The sequence below is a fragment of the Halomonas sp. DP1Y21-3 genome (assembly GCF_019801245.1).
Classification (GTDB): Bacteria; Pseudomonadota; Gammaproteobacteria; order Pseudomonadales; family Halomonadaceae; genus Halomonas; species Halomonas litopenaei.
Genome location: NZ_JAHVJM010000001.1, coordinates 786,045 through 800,984, shown reverse-complemented (window position 1 = coordinate 800,984; position 14,940 = coordinate 786,045). Strand labels below are relative to the sequence as shown.

The following is a 14,940-nucleotide window of genomic DNA, read 5'->3' as shown; positions in this document are numbered from 1 at the left end:
GCGTCATTGATGCAGCCCAGTCCAAAGTTGCCAGACGGCAAAGGCGATGATCATGCCAGCGGCGACAAGGCGTGTTGCCCGATGCGCCAGCAGGGCCTGCATTTGTCTGGCGGCGAGGCCCGTCACCACCAGCGCCGGAAGCGTGCCAAGACCGAAGCTCGCCATCAGCAGTGCGCCCTCGAGGGGCTCGGCCCGTGCCAGGCTCCAGGCCAGCATCGAGTACACCAGGCCACAGGGCAGCCAGCCCCAGATGGCGCCCAGCGCCACCGCCTGGGGCAGACGCACCACCGGCAACAGGCGTCTGCCGGCGGGTTCCAGGTACCTCCAGAGGTGACGTCCCAGTGCCTCGACGTGACGCAGGCCTTTCCATAGATCGGCAATGTAAAGCGCCATCAGGATCAACATCAGGCTGGCGACGATCTGCATCAGGCCACGCAGGGTCGGCGAAAGGCCGATCACCGAACCCAGGGCGGCAACCAGAGCGCCCGCCACACAGTAGCTGGTGATACGACCTACATTGTAGCCGAGCACAAGTGTGCTCACCCGCCAAGGTTGACGCATGCTGGGTGGGATGGCAAAGGTCAGGGCGCTCATGATACCGCCGCACATGCCAATACAGTGTGCACCGCCGAGCAGGCCAAACACGAAGGCCGCCATCATGGGAGGCAGTTCCAGGCCGGTAGGGTTCACTCAGGCCCTCTGGACGATGGACCACGATCGGATGTCTGCGCAGGCGTTTCGGAAGAGGAAGCGCCGTCATCGGCACCGCGAGTGTCGTCCTCATCCTCGAACAGGATGCGATAGGCGGGGCCTTCGAGGTCCTCGAACTGGTCGTTGCGCACCGCCCAGAAGAAGGCCCAGACCGCCAGGCCCAGCAGGATCAACGACAAGGGTATCAACAGGTAAAGGATGCTCATGGGCCGGGGCTTGCGGTGACGGGTGAAGGCGTCGCGGTCGGCCTGGTGCGTCCGCGCCGCAGACGCAGGGCATTGCCGATGACCAGCAACGAGCTGAGTGACATGCCGATGGCGGCAAGCCAAGGGGGCACGAAGCCCAGCGCCGCTGCGGGCAGCGCCACGACATTGTAGAGCACCGACCAGGACAGATTCTGGCGAATGATGCGACGGGTCTGGCGGGCCACCTCGATGGCTTCGACGATACCCGTGAGCGGTTCGCCCAGCAATACCAGATCGGCGCGGGTGCGGGTGAGGTCGCTGGCCCCGGCCATGGCGATGGCGAGGTCGGCGCCGGCCAGTACCGGCACGTCATTGATGCCATCACCGACCATGGCCACCTTTTCGCCCTGTGCCTGTCGCGCCTTCAAGTGCCCGAGCTTGTCCTCGGGGGAGGCCTCGCCACGCCACTGATCGACGCCCAGTGTGCGGGCAAGCTGGCCAACGTTGACGGCGCGGTCGCCCGACAGGATCTCGATGGCAAGCCCTCGCTGGGCGAGGGCGGCGAGGGTCTCGGCGGCGTCGTCACGGGGCTGATCGTCGAGCTTGAACCAGGCCTGGGGCTTGCCTTCGCTGGCCAGCAGCAACCAAAGCCCTGCGCCAGGGAGCTCAGGAACGGGTCGGCCCAGGCAGGCAAAATGCGGCTGGCCCAGTCGCCAGCGCCGGCCGTCGATCACGCCTTCCACGCCCTGACCCGGGTGATTGCGCAGTTCGCTGGCCTGGCAGGTGGCGTCGCGCCAGGCAGCGAAGGCGCGGGCGATGGGGTGCTCCGAGCCGGTCTCCAGTGCCGCCGCCAGTGCCAGATGCCGGCGCTTGGCGGCAGCGTCCATCTCGCCATTGTTGGCGCTTCCTTCGTCGTCGCTCAGCGGCCGGTGTTCGGCGAGTTGCATACGCCCCCGGGTCAGGGTGCCGGTCTTGTCGAAGACGACGCGATCGAGGCCGGCCAGGGTCTCCAGCGCATCGGCTCGGGTCACCAGTACCCCGGCACGTCTCAGCCGGCCGTGGGCCACGGTCAGGGCGGTGGGGGTCGCCAGCGCCAGGGCGCAGGGGCAGGTCACCACCAGTACCGACAGGGTGATCCACAGGCTGCGGCTAGGGTCGATCAGGCTCCAGACCAGCGCCACCAGGGCGGTGATGACCAGCAGGTTCAACACGAAGCGATGGGCCACCTGCTCGGCCAGGCGGGCGATACGTGGACGATGGGCGAAGGCACGGTCGGTGAGATCGAGAATGCCGGCGGCGCGGGTATCGTCGCCGACGCGGGTGACCATCACTTCGATCGGGCTGTCCATGCACAGGGTACCTGCGTGCACGGTATCTCCCTGGCGACGCAGGCAGGGCAGCGATTCGCCGGTCAGCAGCGACTCGTCGATCTGGGCCAGGCCCGAGGTAAGGGTGCCATCTGCAGGAATCTGGGCGCCGGGGCTGACCCGAACCCGGTCACCAGGGGCCAGCTGACTGGCGGGGATGACGCGTTCATCGCCCTGCTCGTCGAGGCGCACCGCGGCACTCGGCAGCGCGCTGGCCAGGGCATTGCCGCTGCGGCCGTAGTGGGTACGGGCGCGAGACTCCAGGTAGCGTCCGAACAGCAGGAAGAAGGTGAACATGCTGACCGAGTCGAAGTAGCGGTCACCGGAGTCGCTTACGACCGACCAGGTGCTGGCGACGAAGGCACCACCGATGGCCAGCGCCACCGGCACATCCATGCCCAGCACGCGGGTTCGCAGATCGCGCAGGGCGCCGACGAAGAAGGGTTGGGCCGAGTACAGTACCACCGGAGTGGTCAGCGCCAGCGATAGCCAGGCAAACAGACGCTCGAACTCGGTGCTGAGATCACCGCCGTCGACGTAGTGCGGGATGGAAAACATCAGCACCTGCATCATGCCGACGGCCGCCACGATCAGGCGTCTTATCATCTGGCGCGACTGTTGCTTGAGCCGCTGCTGAGCCTGGTCCGGCTCGTAGGGCTGGGAGGGATAGCCGATGGCAGCCATCTCGGCCAGCAGGCGCGACAGCGACAGGCGTTCGGGATCCCAGCGCACCTGAAGGCGATGCTGGGAAAGATTGACAGCGCAGCTCTCCAGGCCGTCGAGGGCATTCAGGCGGTGTTCGATCAGCCAGGCGCAGGCGGCGCAGGTGATGCCATCCACCGCCAGGGTCGCTACCTTGGTGTCGCCATCCTGACGCACGAAACGATCCTGCAGGCCCGGATCGTCGAATACCTGATAGCGGGCCTCGTCGGCGGGTGTCGGCGATGGGCGCTCCGGCAGGGCGGTGCGAAAGCGATAGTAGCTGTCCAGGCCGCCGCCGACGATGGCCTGGGCCACCGCCTCGCAGCCCGGGCAGCACAGCGGATGGCGCTGGCCATCCAGGGTGATCGACCAGGGTGCTGTGGCCTCCACCGGGGCGCCACAGTGGTAGCACGAGGCCGCCATCAGAGTCCCGGTGTCAGGCGCACGGAGGTCTCCCGCGGGAACTCTGCCTCGCCGGTCAGGCGCCATTCAGGCTGTCCTGACGCGCCTTCTGCGTGGGGCTGCAGCTGAAGGTACCAGCGATAGCGCAGATTGCGGTCGAGGGTGCCGACATAGTGGCCTGCACGGGTGTGGGTCAGCACCAGTGCCCGGTCGCGGGCGCCATCGGTGGGGAACTTCAGCGCCAGATCCAGCCGCTCTGGGCGTTCGTCGCCATCGAGTGTTACCACCACGTCGCCGGTGGTGGCGTCGATGCGCAGCTCGGCCGCCAGCCCCAGCGCCTCGGCACGTTGCTGCTTTTCGAGCTGGACGTTGATGGCCAGACCTTCCTTGTAGTAATCGTCCGGCACCGAACCGTCGAAGTAGCGGATCGAGAAGGCCAGGTAGACCATGCTGAAGGTGACCGACGACAGCAGCAGGGCGATCAGGAACCAGGGCCAGAACTGCTTGTACCAGGGCGGCACCTGGGGATCGGACAGGGACATCAGGGGGTAACTCCTATAAAGCGGCTTTCACGTTCGATGGCCACGGACGGATCGTCCTCGGCGAGGACGCGAACGCTGATATCGGCACTGCGTTGTTCCATCTGATCAGGATTCACGCTCAAGGTCATCACCAGTTGGCGGGACTGGTTGGCGGGAACCTCGATGGCGGTGGTGTCGCTCTCGAGACCCTCGATGCCGGCTACCTCGATCACGTAGCGATGAGGGCGGTTGTCGAGGTTACGCACGGTCATGGCGTAGGAGTTGGCGATGCGTCCATCGGTCAGTATCTGGTAGAGCCGAGCGCGATCGCGCTCCACATCCACATCCAGCGGTGTGCGGTCGGCGATGGTCCAGACGAACAGGCCGATCATCACCACCAGGGCGACCAGATAGCCGATCAGTCGAGGCCTCAACAGGTGGGTCTTGTTGCCGTCGAGGGCGTGCTCGGTGGTGTAACGCACCAGACCACGGGGGTAGCCCATCTTGTCCATTACGCTGTCGCAGGCGTCGATGCAGGCGGCGCAGGTGATGCACTGGTACTGCAGACCGTCGCGGATATCGATGCCGGTCGGGCAGACCTGAACACAGAGGTCGCAGTCGATGCAGTGGCCAAGGCCCTGCTCTGCCGGGTCGGCGTTGCGCTTGCGCGGGCCGCGAGGCTCCCCGCGGTGGTAGTCGTAGGACACGATCAGGGTGTCGCGATCGAACATCACCGACTGGAAGCGGGCGTAGGGGCACATGTACAGGCAGACCTGCTCGCGCAGCCAACCGGCGTTCAGGTAGGTGAAGACGATAAAGAAGCCGACCCAGAAATAGGACCAGCCGCTGGCCGAGAGGGTGGCAAGATCCATCACCAGGCCACCGATCGGAGTGAAGTAGCCGACGAAGGTGATGCCGGTGGCCGCCGAGATGATCAGCCAGATGGCGTGCTTGGCGCTCTTGCGCCAGGCCTTGTCGGCGTCCCAGGAGCGCTTGTCGAGCTTGATGCGACGATTGCGCGGCCCCTCGATGCGGTGCTCAACCCAGATGAACAGGAAGGTCCAGACGCTCTGGGGGCAGGTGTAACCGCACCATACTCGACCGGCAAAGACGGTGATGAAGAACAGGCCGAAGGCGCAGATGATCAAAAGCCAGGACAGCAGCACGAATTCCTGGGGGTAGAAGGTGGCGGCGAAGATATGAAATTCGCGCCCCGGCAGATCAAACCAGACCGCCGGTCGATCACCCCAGGGAATCCAGGGCAGCAGCAGAAAACCGAGCATCAGCGCCCAGTTGGCGACCCGACGGACACGCTGGAACACGCCTTTGATCTCGCGTACGTAGATGTGCCGGCGGCTCTCGTACATGCTCTGGCTGTCGGGGGAATGGTGCGACACCGCAGGGTCGGTGACGTCGTGGGCAGGGATCTTGTCGCTCATGGCAGACTCACATCGCGTCGATGGGGCCGAAGCCCCAGTCTAGCGATTGACGGGTAGGTGGGTGGCGAGTGCGGCCAAGCGCCGCACTCGCCGCGGGAGCGATCCCGCTGGGGTCACTACTGACTCTGGTCTTGATTCTGGCTCAGACCATAGACATAGGCGGCGACCAGGTGGACCCGCTCCTCGCCGATGTAGGCGGCCTGCGCCGGCATATGGCCGTTGCGGCCGTTGCGCAGCGTCTGACGCACGGAGTCGGCCAGGCTCTGGCCCGGTGCCTGGTACAGCCAGCTGTCGTCGGTCAGATTGGGCGCGCCCAGCGCCTGGTTGCCGGTACCGTCAGGCATATGGCAGGCGGCACATACCGAGGTGAAGACGGCGCCGCCTTTTTCGGCACGTTCGGCGTCCTCGGCCTGGCCGGACAGCGACAGCACATGCTGGGTCAGGTTCTCGATATTGTCCGCGCCGAGCTGCTGCCATGACGGCATCAGGCCATTGCGTCCGTTGTTGATGGTGGTGACGATGTGCTCGGGCTCGCCGCCGTAGAGCCAGTCGTCGTCGGTCAGATTGGGGAAGCCGTAGCCGCCCTTGGCGTTGGAGCCGTGGCAGATGGCGCAGTTGTTGAGGAAGATGCGCTCGGCCACCTGCATGGCGTCACCGTCCTGGGCGAGTTCCGGGATGGGTACCTGCTGGTACTTCTCGAAGATCGGTGCAAAGCGCTCTTCGGCCTGGGCGACCTCTTCCTCCCACTGACCTTCCTGGCTCCAGCCCAGCACACCGGCGAAGTTGCCGAGGCCCGGATACAGCACCAGATAGCCCAGGGAAAAGATCACCGTGGCAACATAGAGCTGAAACCACCAGCGAGGCAGCGGGTTGTCGTATTCGTCGATACCATCGGCGGTGTGGCCGGTGGTCTCGACGGTGCCGTCGGCGTCAGGGCGCTTGTCGGTCTTGCGGTTGGCCCACAGAAGCCAAAACGCAAAGCCGATGGTGCCGAGCGTGATGACGATGATCCAGGCACTCCAGAAGCCTGAGAGGGCATCACCCCAAAGCGTATTCATGTGTTCTTCTCTCCCCTGTCCTCTCGGGAATCGGCCTGTCGCTCGGCCGTGCGGTCACGATTCGGTTGTTCGTCGTCGTCGGCGAACGGCAGCTGCGCCGCCTGATCGAACTCACGCTTGCGGCGGCTCGAGTAGGCCCAGGCCACCAGGCCCAGGAAGGCGATCAGCAGGATGCCGGTCAAGATGCCGCGAAAGGTTCCGATATCCATGGTTACGGGCTCTTCGCCGAGCTGGGCAACACCGTGCCAAGCTGCTGCAGGTAGGCGACCAGGGCGGTGATTTCACGCTCACCGCGGACCTCGCTGGTGGCGTTGGCGATCTGCTCGTCGGTGTAAGGCACGCCCAGTTTCTGAAGGGTGCGCATCTTGGCCGGGGTGTCCTCGCCGTCCAGGGTGTTCTCGAACAGCCAGGGGTAGGCCGGCATCACCGATTCGGGCACCACGTCCCGCGGGTTGTAGAGGTGGGCACGATGCCAGTCGTCACTGTAGCGACCGCCGACGCGGGCCAGGTCCGGGCCGGTGCGCTTGGACCCCCACAGGAAGTTGTGCTCGTAGACGGATTCACCGGCCACACTGTAGTGGCCATAGCGCTCGGTCTCGGCACGGAAGGGGCGAATCATCTGCGAATGACAGCCGACGCAGCCTTCGCGGCGATAGATGTCCCGGCCTTCCAGTTCCAGTGCGGACAGCGGCTCGAGGCCCTCGACCGGCTCCGTGGTCTGCTTCTGGAAGAACAGCGGTACGATCTCGGCCAGGCCACCGAAGCTGATCACCACCAGCACCAGTACCGCCATCAAACCGACGTTCTTTTCTATGATCTCGTGTTTCATGTCAGTCTCGGTCCTTCGTTGACTCAGGCGGTCTGGGGCAGGGGCGCGCCGCGCTTGGCGGAACCTTTGACGGTCATGGCCACGTTGACGGCCATGATCAGCATGCCGGTCACCCAGAAAAGGCCACCGATCAGGCGCACGATGTAGCCGGGGCCGCTGGCCTCGACGGTCTCGACGAAGGTGTACATCAAGGTGCCGTCTTCGTTGATGGCGCGCCACATCAGGCCCTGCAGGATGCCGTTGACCCACATCGCGGCGATGTACAGCACGGTGCCGATGGTGGCCAGCCAGAAGTGCACCGCCACCAGCTTGACGGAGTACATCTCGGTGTGACCGAACAGGCGTGGAATCAGGTGGTACATCGAGCCGATGGTGATCATCGCGACCCAGCCGAGGGCGCCGGCGTGGACGTGACCGATGGTCCAGTCGGTGTAGTGGGACAGGGCGTTGACGGTCTTCACCGCCATCATCGGGCCTTCGAAGGTCGACATGCCGTAGAACGACAACGCGACGACGAGAAAGCGCAGGGTCGGGTCGGTTCGCAGCTTATGCCAGGCCCCGGAGAGGGTCATCATGCCGTTGATCATGCCGCCCCAGGAGGGCGCCAGCAGAATGATCGACATCACCATGCCCAGCGACTGCGCCCAGTTCGGCAGGGCGGTGTAGTGCAGGTGGTGGGGGCCGGCCCACATGTAGACCATGATCAGCGCCCAGAAGTGGACGATGGACAGGCGGTAGGAGTAGACCGGGCGCTCGGCTTGCTTGGGCACAAAGTAATACATCATGCCGAGGAAGCCGGCGGTCAGGAAGAAGCCTACCGCGTTGTGGCCGTACCACCACTGCACCATGGCGTCGATGGCGCCGGAGTAGATGGAGATGGAGTAGGTGGCGGTGACCGGAAGGGCCGCGCTGTTGACGATGTGCAGTACGGCAACGGTCAGGATGAAGGCGGCGAAGAACCAGTTGGCCACGTAGATGTGGGAGGTCTTGCGGACCTTGATGGTGCCTAGGAAGACGGCTGCGTAGGTCACCCACACCACCGCGAGCAGAATGTCGATGGGCCATTCCAGCTCGGCGTATTCCTTGACCTCGGTGAGGCCCAGCGGCAGGGTGACGACCGCGCACAGGATGACCGCCTGGTAGCCCCAGAAGGTAAAGGCGGCCAGCTTGTCGCTGATCAGCCTCACCTGGCAGGTGCGCTGGACGACGTAGTAGGACGTCGCGAACAGGGCGGAGCCGCCGAAGGCGAAGATGACCGCATTGGTATGCAGCGGGCGAAGCCGACCGAAGCTTGTCCAGGGCAAGCCAAGGTTGAGTTCCGGCCAGACCAGTTGGGCGGCGAGAATCACACCGAGGGTCATGCCCACGATGCCCCACACCACCGTCATGATCGCGAACTGCCGGACCACCTTGTAGTTGTAGGTCGGATGTTCAAATGCTGTGCTCATGATCAGTTTCCCATCGATCGCGTAAAGGGGACGATCCCCCGGCCATAGTGCCTGCCCGGCAATTGCCTCAGAATGATGCAGATCAACAACCACTCAGAATTCTAGCCCAGCCTGGCAGTGAGAAGAACTTAGCCTCTGGTGGCAGTGAACTTTGGAAACTTTGCCGTGTCACAACTCGTTTTACCCGACGCTTTTACTCAGGAATTCAGCCAGGCACTCGCCGCCGGGCACCGTGGCGAGTGGCAGGTGCCCGGCCTGGCGCCGGTGATCCTGGAGGGACCACCTTGCCGAGACGTGTTGTTGCTGGCGCATGGGGCCGGTGCCGGACACGATTCACCCTTTTTGCTTGAATGGCGCGCGGCGCTGGCCAGGGCCGGCGTACAGACGCTGTCATTCGAGTTTGCCTATCTGCGCGAGATGCGTGCGGCGGGGCGTCGGCGGCCGCCGCCCAGGGTGGCTCGGCTGGTGGAAGAAATGCGCCTCTGGCGTGACGTTTTGTCGCAGTTGGTGCCGGGGGCGCTGTGGCTCGGCGGCAAGTCCATGGGCGGGCGGGTGGCCAGTCTGCTGGCCGCCGAGGACGGTGCACCGGGGCTGGTGCTGGCTGGCTACCCCTTTCATCCCGTGGGCAAGCCCGAGCGCCTGCGTCTGGATCACTGGCCGTCGCTGGCTTGCCCTCTGGTGGTACTGCAGGGTACCCGGGACCCTTTCGGTACTCGCGACGAGGTGGCGGGCTATGAGTTGCCGGCGCATGCGCGTCTTGAATGGCTCGAGGATGGCGACCACGACTGGTCGCCGCGGCGCTTGAGTGGACTGTCGCGCCAGGACCTGATGGGAAAGGCGGCGCGCGCTACCGCGGACGCCATGGGCAAGTCGTGAGCGCTTCTTTCTACAAGGGTGGATATCACGGCGCTGTGGCGCCAGCCCTTGTGGCGTCTGGCTTTCGGCCCAAGTCGATGAATGCACGGACAAAAGTCGGGACAAAAAAAACGAGAAAGATGCGTGGGGCGCGTTGACATCCCCCGGATGTTCTGTAGAATGCAGCGCCACGTGACCAGGGGTGGTTAGCTCAGCTGGGAGAGCACCAGCCTTACAAGCTGGGGGTCACAGGTTCGAACCCTGTACCACCCACCATCATGAAAATGATGGATGGACACGTAGAGTAGAGAGCGCTGGACCGGTAGTTCAGTTGGTTAGAATGCCGGCCTGTCACGCCGGAGGTCGCGGGTTCGAGTCCCGTCCGGTCCGCCAGCGTCTCTTCTCGAATTGGTCATCATTGCGGACCGGTAGTTCAGTTGGTTAGAATGCCGGCCTGTCACGCCGGAGGTCGCGGGTTCGAGTCCCGTCCGGTCCGCCACGATGACAAGCCAAAGACGACGTCTTCAGGAAACTCGAGACATCGCACCGTGTGAAATAACGTGGGTGATTAGCTCAGTTGGTTAGAGCACCAGCCTCACATGCTGGGGGTCACTGGTTCGAATCCGGTATCACCCACCACGCGGACCGGTAGTTCAGTTGGTTAGAATGCCGGCCTGTCACGCCGGAGGTCGCGGGTTCGAGTCCCGTCCGGTCCGCCAGTTTCACTCGATCCAGTTCGCTGGAAAAGTCCGGTCCTGTTACCGGCGCTTATTTCGGAAGGCCCCGCTGCTACGCAGCGGGGCCTTTTTCGTGTGCGTCAGGTCAGCGGTGGTGGACGAGGGTTGCCTGGAGGGCTATCCAGAGAGCTGTTCCAGGAGGGCGATTCCAGGGGCTATTTCAGGAGCTGTTCCAGGGGCTGTTTCAGGAGCTCTTTCAAGAGCTAGCCCCGGAGCTGGCCAGAAAGAAGCCTTTGCCCGACGATGCGTTTTGCGCGCATTTTCATCGAGGGGGGTGGCAGAGGGTGGGCTGCTATCATACAGTTGTTTGAAATTGGTCGATGAGTGGCGCCAATTGTGTGAGCGCGCCATCCGACACCGCCAACAACAACGCGCAGCCTGTGCTGCGAAGGACCGCCCCGTGACCGCCTATCCCCAGCTCTTCACTCCCTTGCGCCTGGGCCATCTGAGCCTGCCCAATCGTGTGCTGATGGGCTCCATGCATACCAACCTGGAAGAAGCACCGCGCGGCTTCGAGCGTCTGGCCGCCTTCTACGCCGAGCGCGCCCGCGAGGGAGTGGCGCTGATTGTGACCGGCGGCATCGCCCCCAACGCCGAAGGCGCCGTCTTCCAGGGGGCCTCGCAGTTGACCAGCGAGGACCAGCTCGAGGGACACCGTCAGGTCGTCGAGGCGGTGCACGCCGAGGGCGGACGCATCTGCATGCAGATCCTGCACGCTGGGCGCTACGCCTATTCGCCGGAGCTGGTGGCGCCGTCGGCGATCCAGGCGCCGATCAATCCCTTCGTGCCGCGTGAGCTTACTGACGAGGATGTGGAGCGGCAGATCGACGACTACGTGCGCTGCGCGCGCCTGGCCCAGCAGGCCGGCTACGATGGCGTCGAGATCATGGGGTCCGAGGGCTACCTGATCAACCAGTTCATCTGTCGGCGCACCAATCAGCGCCAGGATCGCTGGGGCGGCGACTTCGACAATCGCTGTCGCTTTGCGCTGGAGATTTTGCGCCGGGTACGCGCGGCGGTGGGGGATCGCTTTCTGCTGATCTACCGGCTGTCGATGATCGACCTGGTGGAGGACGGCAGCACCCATGACGAGGTCATCGCCCTGGGGCGGGCGGTGGAAGCCGCCGGTGCCGACGTGATCAACACCGGCATCGGCTGGCACGAGGCCAGGGTGCCGACCATCGTCACCAGTGTGCCGCGGGCGGCCTTTACCGAGGTGTCCCGGCGCATGCGCCAGGCGGTGACAATTCCGCTGATCACCACCAACCGCATCAACATGCCCGAGGTGGCCGAGCGGGTGCTCGCCGAGGGCCACGCCGACATGGTCTCCATGGCTCGGCCTCTGCTGGCCGACCCCGCCTGGGTGGCCAAGGCTCGCGGCGACAGAGCAGACGAGATCAACACCTGCATCGCCTGCAACCAGGCCTGCCTCGACCACACCTTCCAGGGCAAGCTGACCTCGTGCCTGGTCAACCCTCGCGCCTGTCACGAGACCGAGCTGTCGCTGGAGCCGGCCGCCACGCCGCAGACGGTGGCGGTGGTAGGGGGCGGTCCTGCTGGACTCGCTACCGCCGTCAGTGCCGCCGAGCGGGGCCACAGGGTCACCCTGTTCGAGCGCCAATCCAGTCTGGGGGGGCAGTTCAACTTTGCCCGTCGGATACCTGGCAAGGAGGAGTTCGACGAGACGCTGCGCTACTTCCGGGTCATGCTCGACAAGACCGGTGTCGACGTCAGGCTGTCCTGTGAAGCAACGGTGGCTGATCTTGAGGGCTTTGATCATGTGGTGCTGGCCACCGGCGTCCGTCCCCGCCAGCTTCAGTTGCCCGGTGCCGATCATGCCAGTGTGCTGAGCTACGCAGAGGCAATCGAGTCACCCGGGCGGGTCGGGCGGCGGGTCGCCATCATCGGCGCCGGCGGTATCGGCTTTGACGTGGCGGAGTTACTGACCCACGTCGCCCCGGGTGACGACCCCCTGGCCGAGTGGTGTGACGAGTGGGGCGTGGATCTCGCCGTGAGCGCGCCGGGAGGGCTCAAGCCCGCACAGCGTCCCGAGTCACCGCGGGAGGTCTTTCTGCTGCAGCGCAAGAGCTCCAAGCCCGGCAAGGGGCTCGGCACTACCTCTGGCTGGGTGCATCGGGCCTCGCTGCGCCATCGGGGAGTCCAGGCGATACCCGGCTGCGAGTATCAGCGTATCGACGACCAGGGCCTGCATCTGAGCGTTGACGGCGAGGAGCGCACCCTGGCCGTGGACAGTGTGGTGGTGTGTGCCGGGCAGGAGTCGGTGCGTGAGCTGGTAGCGCCACTTGAGGCCGCCGGCGTTCGGGTGTCGATCATCGGTGGGGCGGACAAGGCAGCGGAGCTGGACGCCAAGCGCGCCATCGATCAGGGCGTGCGTCTGGCGGCGTCACTGTAGGATTGTCGACAATAAAATATGCAGATTCGGTAATCCTCAGGAGGTGCGCTGTCGTGCCTCATGAGGACCGGGCAGGTGGCGTCCGGCGCTGGCTTCCCGGCCGTCGGCTACCTCGGCTTTGGTGCCTCTTGACCCTCTTAGGTCGAATTACGTCTGGACAATGAAACGCTTCTGCTGGCATGAGTTCTTATAGGTAAGGACGTTCAGCGTTGAAGATCCGAGCATCGTCATTGGCTAATGCTGTTCTACGCTGAGAGTACCCCCTCGACAAGGGCGATGGCAGGCAAGGGTGGGTGACGTCGTCCAGATCGAGTCCCGGGCATCACAGGAGGCATCGATGAGCATCTTCGACCATGTGCAGAACCGCTTCGCTCGCGTCCAGCAGGAAGAAATGTCCCTGCAGGAATATCTGGAACTCTGCCGTCAAGACCCTTCCGTCTACGCCAGTGCGCCAGAGCGCATGCTGGAGGCCATCGGTGAACCGGAGGTGATCGACACCGCCAAGGACCCGAGGCTGGCGCGGATCTTTTCCAACAAGGTGATACGCCGCTACCCGGCGTTCAGTGAATTCCATGGCATGGAGGAGGCCATCGAGCAGATCGTGGCCTACTTCCGCCACGCCGCTCAGGGCCTGGAAGAGAAAAAGCAGATTCTCTACCTGCTGGGGCCGGTGGGTGGCGGCAAGTCGTCTCTGGCCGAGCGGCTCAAGCTGTTGATGGAAAAAGTGCCGTTCTACGCCATCAAGGGTTCTCCGGTGCACGAGTCCCCGCTTGGCCTGTTCTCGCCGGAAGAGGACGGCGAGCTGCTCGAGAAGGAGTACGGTATTCCCGGTCGCCACCTGCGCAGCGTGATGTCCCCCTGGGCAGCCAAGCGACTCAAGGAGTCCGGTGGTGACATCTCTCAGTTCCGGGTGGTGCGGCTGTATCCCTCACGGCTCAATCAGATCGCCATCTCCAAGACCGAGCCTGGCGACGAGAACAACCAGGACATCTCCTCGCTGGTCGGCAAGGTGGACATCCGCCAGCTCGAGCTTTATTCCCAGGATGATCCGGACGCCTACAGCTTCTCCGGTGGCTTGTGTCGGGCCAACCAGGGTCTGATGGAGTTCGTCGAGATGTTTAAGGCGCCGATCAAGGTGCTGCATCCGCTGCTGACCGCCACCCAGGAAGGCAACTACAACCCCACCGAGGGCATGGGCGCGATACCCTTCGATGGCGTCGTGCTGGCCCACTCCAACGAGAGCGAGTGGCAGGCGTTCCGCAACAATCGCAACAACGAGGCCTTCCTCGACCGGGTCTACATCGTCAAGGTGCCTTACTGCCTGCGGGTCTCCGAAGAGATCAACATCTACAAGAAGCTGCTCGAGCACTCCTCGCTCAACCAGGCTCCCTGCGCGCCGGATACCCTGCGCATGCTGGCCCAGTTCTCGGTGCTGTCGCGGCTCAAGGAGCCGGAGAACTCAAGCGTCTACTCCAAGATGCGGGTCTATGACGGCGAGAACCTCAAGGACACCGATCCCAAGGCCAAGTCGATCCAGGAGTATCGCGACAGCGCCGGGGTGGACGAGGGCATGGACGGGCTGTCCACACGCTTCGCCTTCAAGATCCTGTCGAAGGTATTCAACTTCGACAACCATGAGGTGGCGGCCAACCCGGTGCACCTGCTGTACGTGCTGGAGCAGCGTCTGGAGCAGGAGCAGCTGCCTAAGGAGACCTTCGAGCGTTACCTGCGCTACATCAAGGAGTACCTGGCGCCGCGCTACGTCGACTTCATCGGCAAGGAGATCCAGACCGCCTACCTGGAGTCCTACTCCGAGTACGGTCAGAACATCTTCGACCGCTACGTCACCTACGCCGACTTCTGGATCCAGGATCAGGAGTACCGGGATCCCGAGACCGGCGAGCTGTTCGATCGCCAGTCGCTCAATGACGAGCTGGAAAAGATCGAGAAGCCGGCGGGCATCTCCAATCCCAAGGACTTCCGCCACGAGGTGGTCAACTTCGTGCTCAGGGCACGTGCCCAGAACAACGGCATGAATCCGGGCTGGCAGTCCTACGAGAAGCTGCGTGGTGTGATCGAGCACAAGATGTTCGCCAATACCGAGGAGCTGCTGCCGGTGATTTCCTTCAACGCCAAGGCATCCTCTGCCGACATCAAGAAACATGAGGACTTCGTGGCGCGGATGAAGGATCGAGGCTACACCGAGAAGCAGGTGCGCCTGCTGTCGGAGTGGTACCTGAGGGTGCGCAAGTCGCAGTAGCCGTGAAGGCACC

12 protein-coding genes and 5 tRNA genes are annotated in these 14,940 nt (G+C 64.1%); 8 read left to right on the top strand and 9 right to left on the bottom strand.

Features of this window, described 5'->3' with window-relative positions; genetic code table 11:
- Window positions 1–3 precede the first annotated feature (3 nt).
- The 9 genes from KUV74_RS03460 to ccoN all read right to left on the bottom strand — a co-directional run bounded on the left by KUV74_RS03460 (window position 4) and on the right by ccoN (window position 8,662).
- On the bottom strand, window positions 4–690 hold the full coding sequence (locus KUV74_RS03460) for a sulfite exporter TauE/SafE family protein (protein ID WP_108131317.1): 687 nt from the start codon (window positions 688–690) through the stop codon (window positions 4–6).
- Window positions 687–917 (bottom strand): cbb3-type cytochrome oxidase assembly protein CcoS, encoded by a 231-nt coding sequence (gene ccoS, locus KUV74_RS20775; RefSeq protein ID WP_231498447.1) that lies wholly within the window; start codon window positions 915–917, stop codon window positions 687–689. The genes KUV74_RS03460 and ccoS overlap by 4 nt, the downstream gene beginning before the upstream one ends.
- Entirely contained in the window at window positions 914–3,388 is a 2,475-nt protein-coding gene (locus KUV74_RS03450; RefSeq protein ID WP_222515630.1) for a heavy metal translocating P-type ATPase, read from the bottom strand. Before KUV74_RS03450 ends, ccoS begins: the two co-directional genes overlap by 4 nt.
- Window positions 3,388–3,909, bottom strand: coding sequence for a FixH family protein (locus tag KUV74_RS03445; RefSeq protein WP_045992153.1), 522 nt, complete (start codon window positions 3,907–3,909; stop codon window positions 3,388–3,390). Before KUV74_RS03445 ends, KUV74_RS03450 begins: the two co-directional genes overlap by 1 nt.
- Window positions 3,909–5,327 carry a cytochrome c oxidase accessory protein CcoG gene (ccoG, locus tag KUV74_RS03440; protein ID WP_261395047.1) on the bottom strand — a complete coding sequence of 473 codons (1,419 nt, stop codon included), beginning with the start codon at window positions 5,325–5,327 and terminating at the stop codon, window positions 3,909–3,911. Before ccoG ends, KUV74_RS03445 begins: the two co-directional genes overlap by 1 nt.
- 116 nt (window positions 5,328–5,443) lie before the next feature.
- Window positions 5,444–6,385, bottom strand: a complete 942-nt coding sequence (gene ccoP, locus KUV74_RS03435) for a cytochrome-c oxidase, cbb3-type subunit III (protein ID WP_045992152.1) — start codon at window positions 6,383–6,385, stop codon at window positions 5,444–5,446.
- Window positions 6,382–6,594: a CcoQ/FixQ family Cbb3-type cytochrome c oxidase assembly chaperone gene (locus KUV74_RS03430; protein ID WP_045992151.1), complete on the bottom strand. Its 213-nt coding sequence runs from the start codon at window positions 6,592–6,594 to the stop codon at window positions 6,382–6,384. Before KUV74_RS03430 ends, ccoP begins: the two co-directional genes overlap by 4 nt.
- Window positions 6,595–6,596: 2 nt before the next feature.
- Window positions 6,597–7,214 carry a cytochrome-c oxidase, cbb3-type subunit II gene (gene ccoO / locus KUV74_RS03425; protein WP_108131320.1) on the bottom strand — a complete coding sequence of 206 codons (618 nt, stop codon included), beginning with the start codon at window positions 7,212–7,214 and terminating at the stop codon, window positions 6,597–6,599.
- 23 nt (window positions 7,215–7,237) lie between these two features.
- Window positions 7,238–8,662 carry a cytochrome-c oxidase, cbb3-type subunit I gene (gene ccoN, locus KUV74_RS03420; RefSeq protein ID WP_045992149.1) on the bottom strand — a complete coding sequence of 475 codons (1,425 nt, stop codon included), beginning with the start codon at window positions 8,660–8,662 and terminating at the stop codon, window positions 7,238–7,240.
- Between the two features lie 165 nt (window positions 8,663–8,827).
- Between ccoN and KUV74_RS03415 the strand changes: the two genes are divergently transcribed.
- From KUV74_RS03415 to KUV74_RS03380, 8 genes are all read left to right on the top strand, one after another.
- Entirely contained in the window at window positions 8,828–9,538 is a 711-nt protein-coding gene (locus KUV74_RS03415) for an alpha/beta family hydrolase (RefSeq protein ID WP_222515629.1), read from the top strand.
- A 179-nt stretch (window positions 9,539–9,717) separates the two neighbouring features.
- Window positions 9,718–9,793 (top strand) — tRNA-Val (locus KUV74_RS03410).
- 40 nt (window positions 9,794–9,833) lie between these two features.
- Window positions 9,834–9,910, top strand: a tRNA-Asp gene (locus tag KUV74_RS03405).
- 29 nt (window positions 9,911–9,939) lie between these two features.
- Window positions 9,940–10,016, top strand: a tRNA-Asp gene (locus tag KUV74_RS03400).
- Window positions 10,017–10,079: 63 nt separating this feature from the next.
- Window positions 10,080–10,156 (top strand) — tRNA-Val (locus KUV74_RS03395).
- A gap of 3 nt (window positions 10,157–10,159) precedes the next feature.
- Window positions 10,160–10,236: transfer RNA gene (locus KUV74_RS03390), tRNA-Asp, on the top strand.
- 418 nt (window positions 10,237–10,654) lie between these two features.
- Window positions 10,655–12,667 (top strand): NADPH-dependent 2,4-dienoyl-CoA reductase, encoded by a 2,013-nt coding sequence (locus KUV74_RS03385; RefSeq protein ID WP_222515628.1) that lies wholly within the window; start codon window positions 10,655–10,657, stop codon window positions 12,665–12,667.
- A gap of 337 nt (window positions 12,668–13,004) precedes the next feature.
- Entirely contained in the window at window positions 13,005–14,927 is a 1,923-nt protein-coding gene (locus KUV74_RS03380) for a PrkA family serine protein kinase (protein ID WP_108131323.1), read from the top strand.
- Window positions 14,928–14,940: the final 13 nt, after the last annotated feature.

Excerpts from the sequence above, each read along its gene's own strand:
- KUV74_RS03450 (WP_222515630.1), bottom strand. The coding sequence starts at position 3,388 with ATGGCGGCCTCGTGCTACCACTGTGGCGCCCCGGTGGAGGCCACAGCA.
- KUV74_RS03430 (WP_045992151.1), bottom strand. The coding sequence starts at position 6,594 with ATGGATATCGGAACCTTTCGCGGCATCTTGACCGGCATCCTGCTGATC.
- ccoO (WP_108131320.1), bottom strand. The coding sequence starts at position 7,214 with ATGAAACACGAGATCATAGAAAAGAACGTCGGTTTGATGGCGGTACTG.
- ccoS (WP_231498447.1), bottom strand. The coding sequence starts at position 917 with ATGAGCATCCTTTACCTGTTGATACCCTTGTCGTTGATCCTGCTGGGC.
- ccoN (WP_045992149.1), bottom strand. The coding sequence starts at position 8,662 with ATGAGCACAGCATTTGAACATCCGACCTACAACTACAAGGTGGTCCGG.
- KUV74_RS03380 (WP_108131323.1), top strand. The coding sequence starts at position 13,005 with ATGAGCATCTTCGACCATGTGCAGAACCGCTTCGCTCGCGTCCAGCAG.
- ccoG (WP_261395047.1), bottom strand. The coding sequence starts at position 5,327 with ATGAGCGACAAGATCCCTGCCCACGACGTCACCGACCCTGCGGTGTCG.
- KUV74_RS03445 (WP_045992153.1), bottom strand. The coding sequence starts at position 3,909 with ATGTCCCTGTCCGATCCCCAGGTGCCGCCCTGGTACAAGCAGTTCTGG.
- ccoP (WP_045992152.1), bottom strand. The coding sequence starts at position 6,385 with ATGAATACGCTTTGGGGTGATGCCCTCTCAGGCTTCTGGAGTGCCTGG.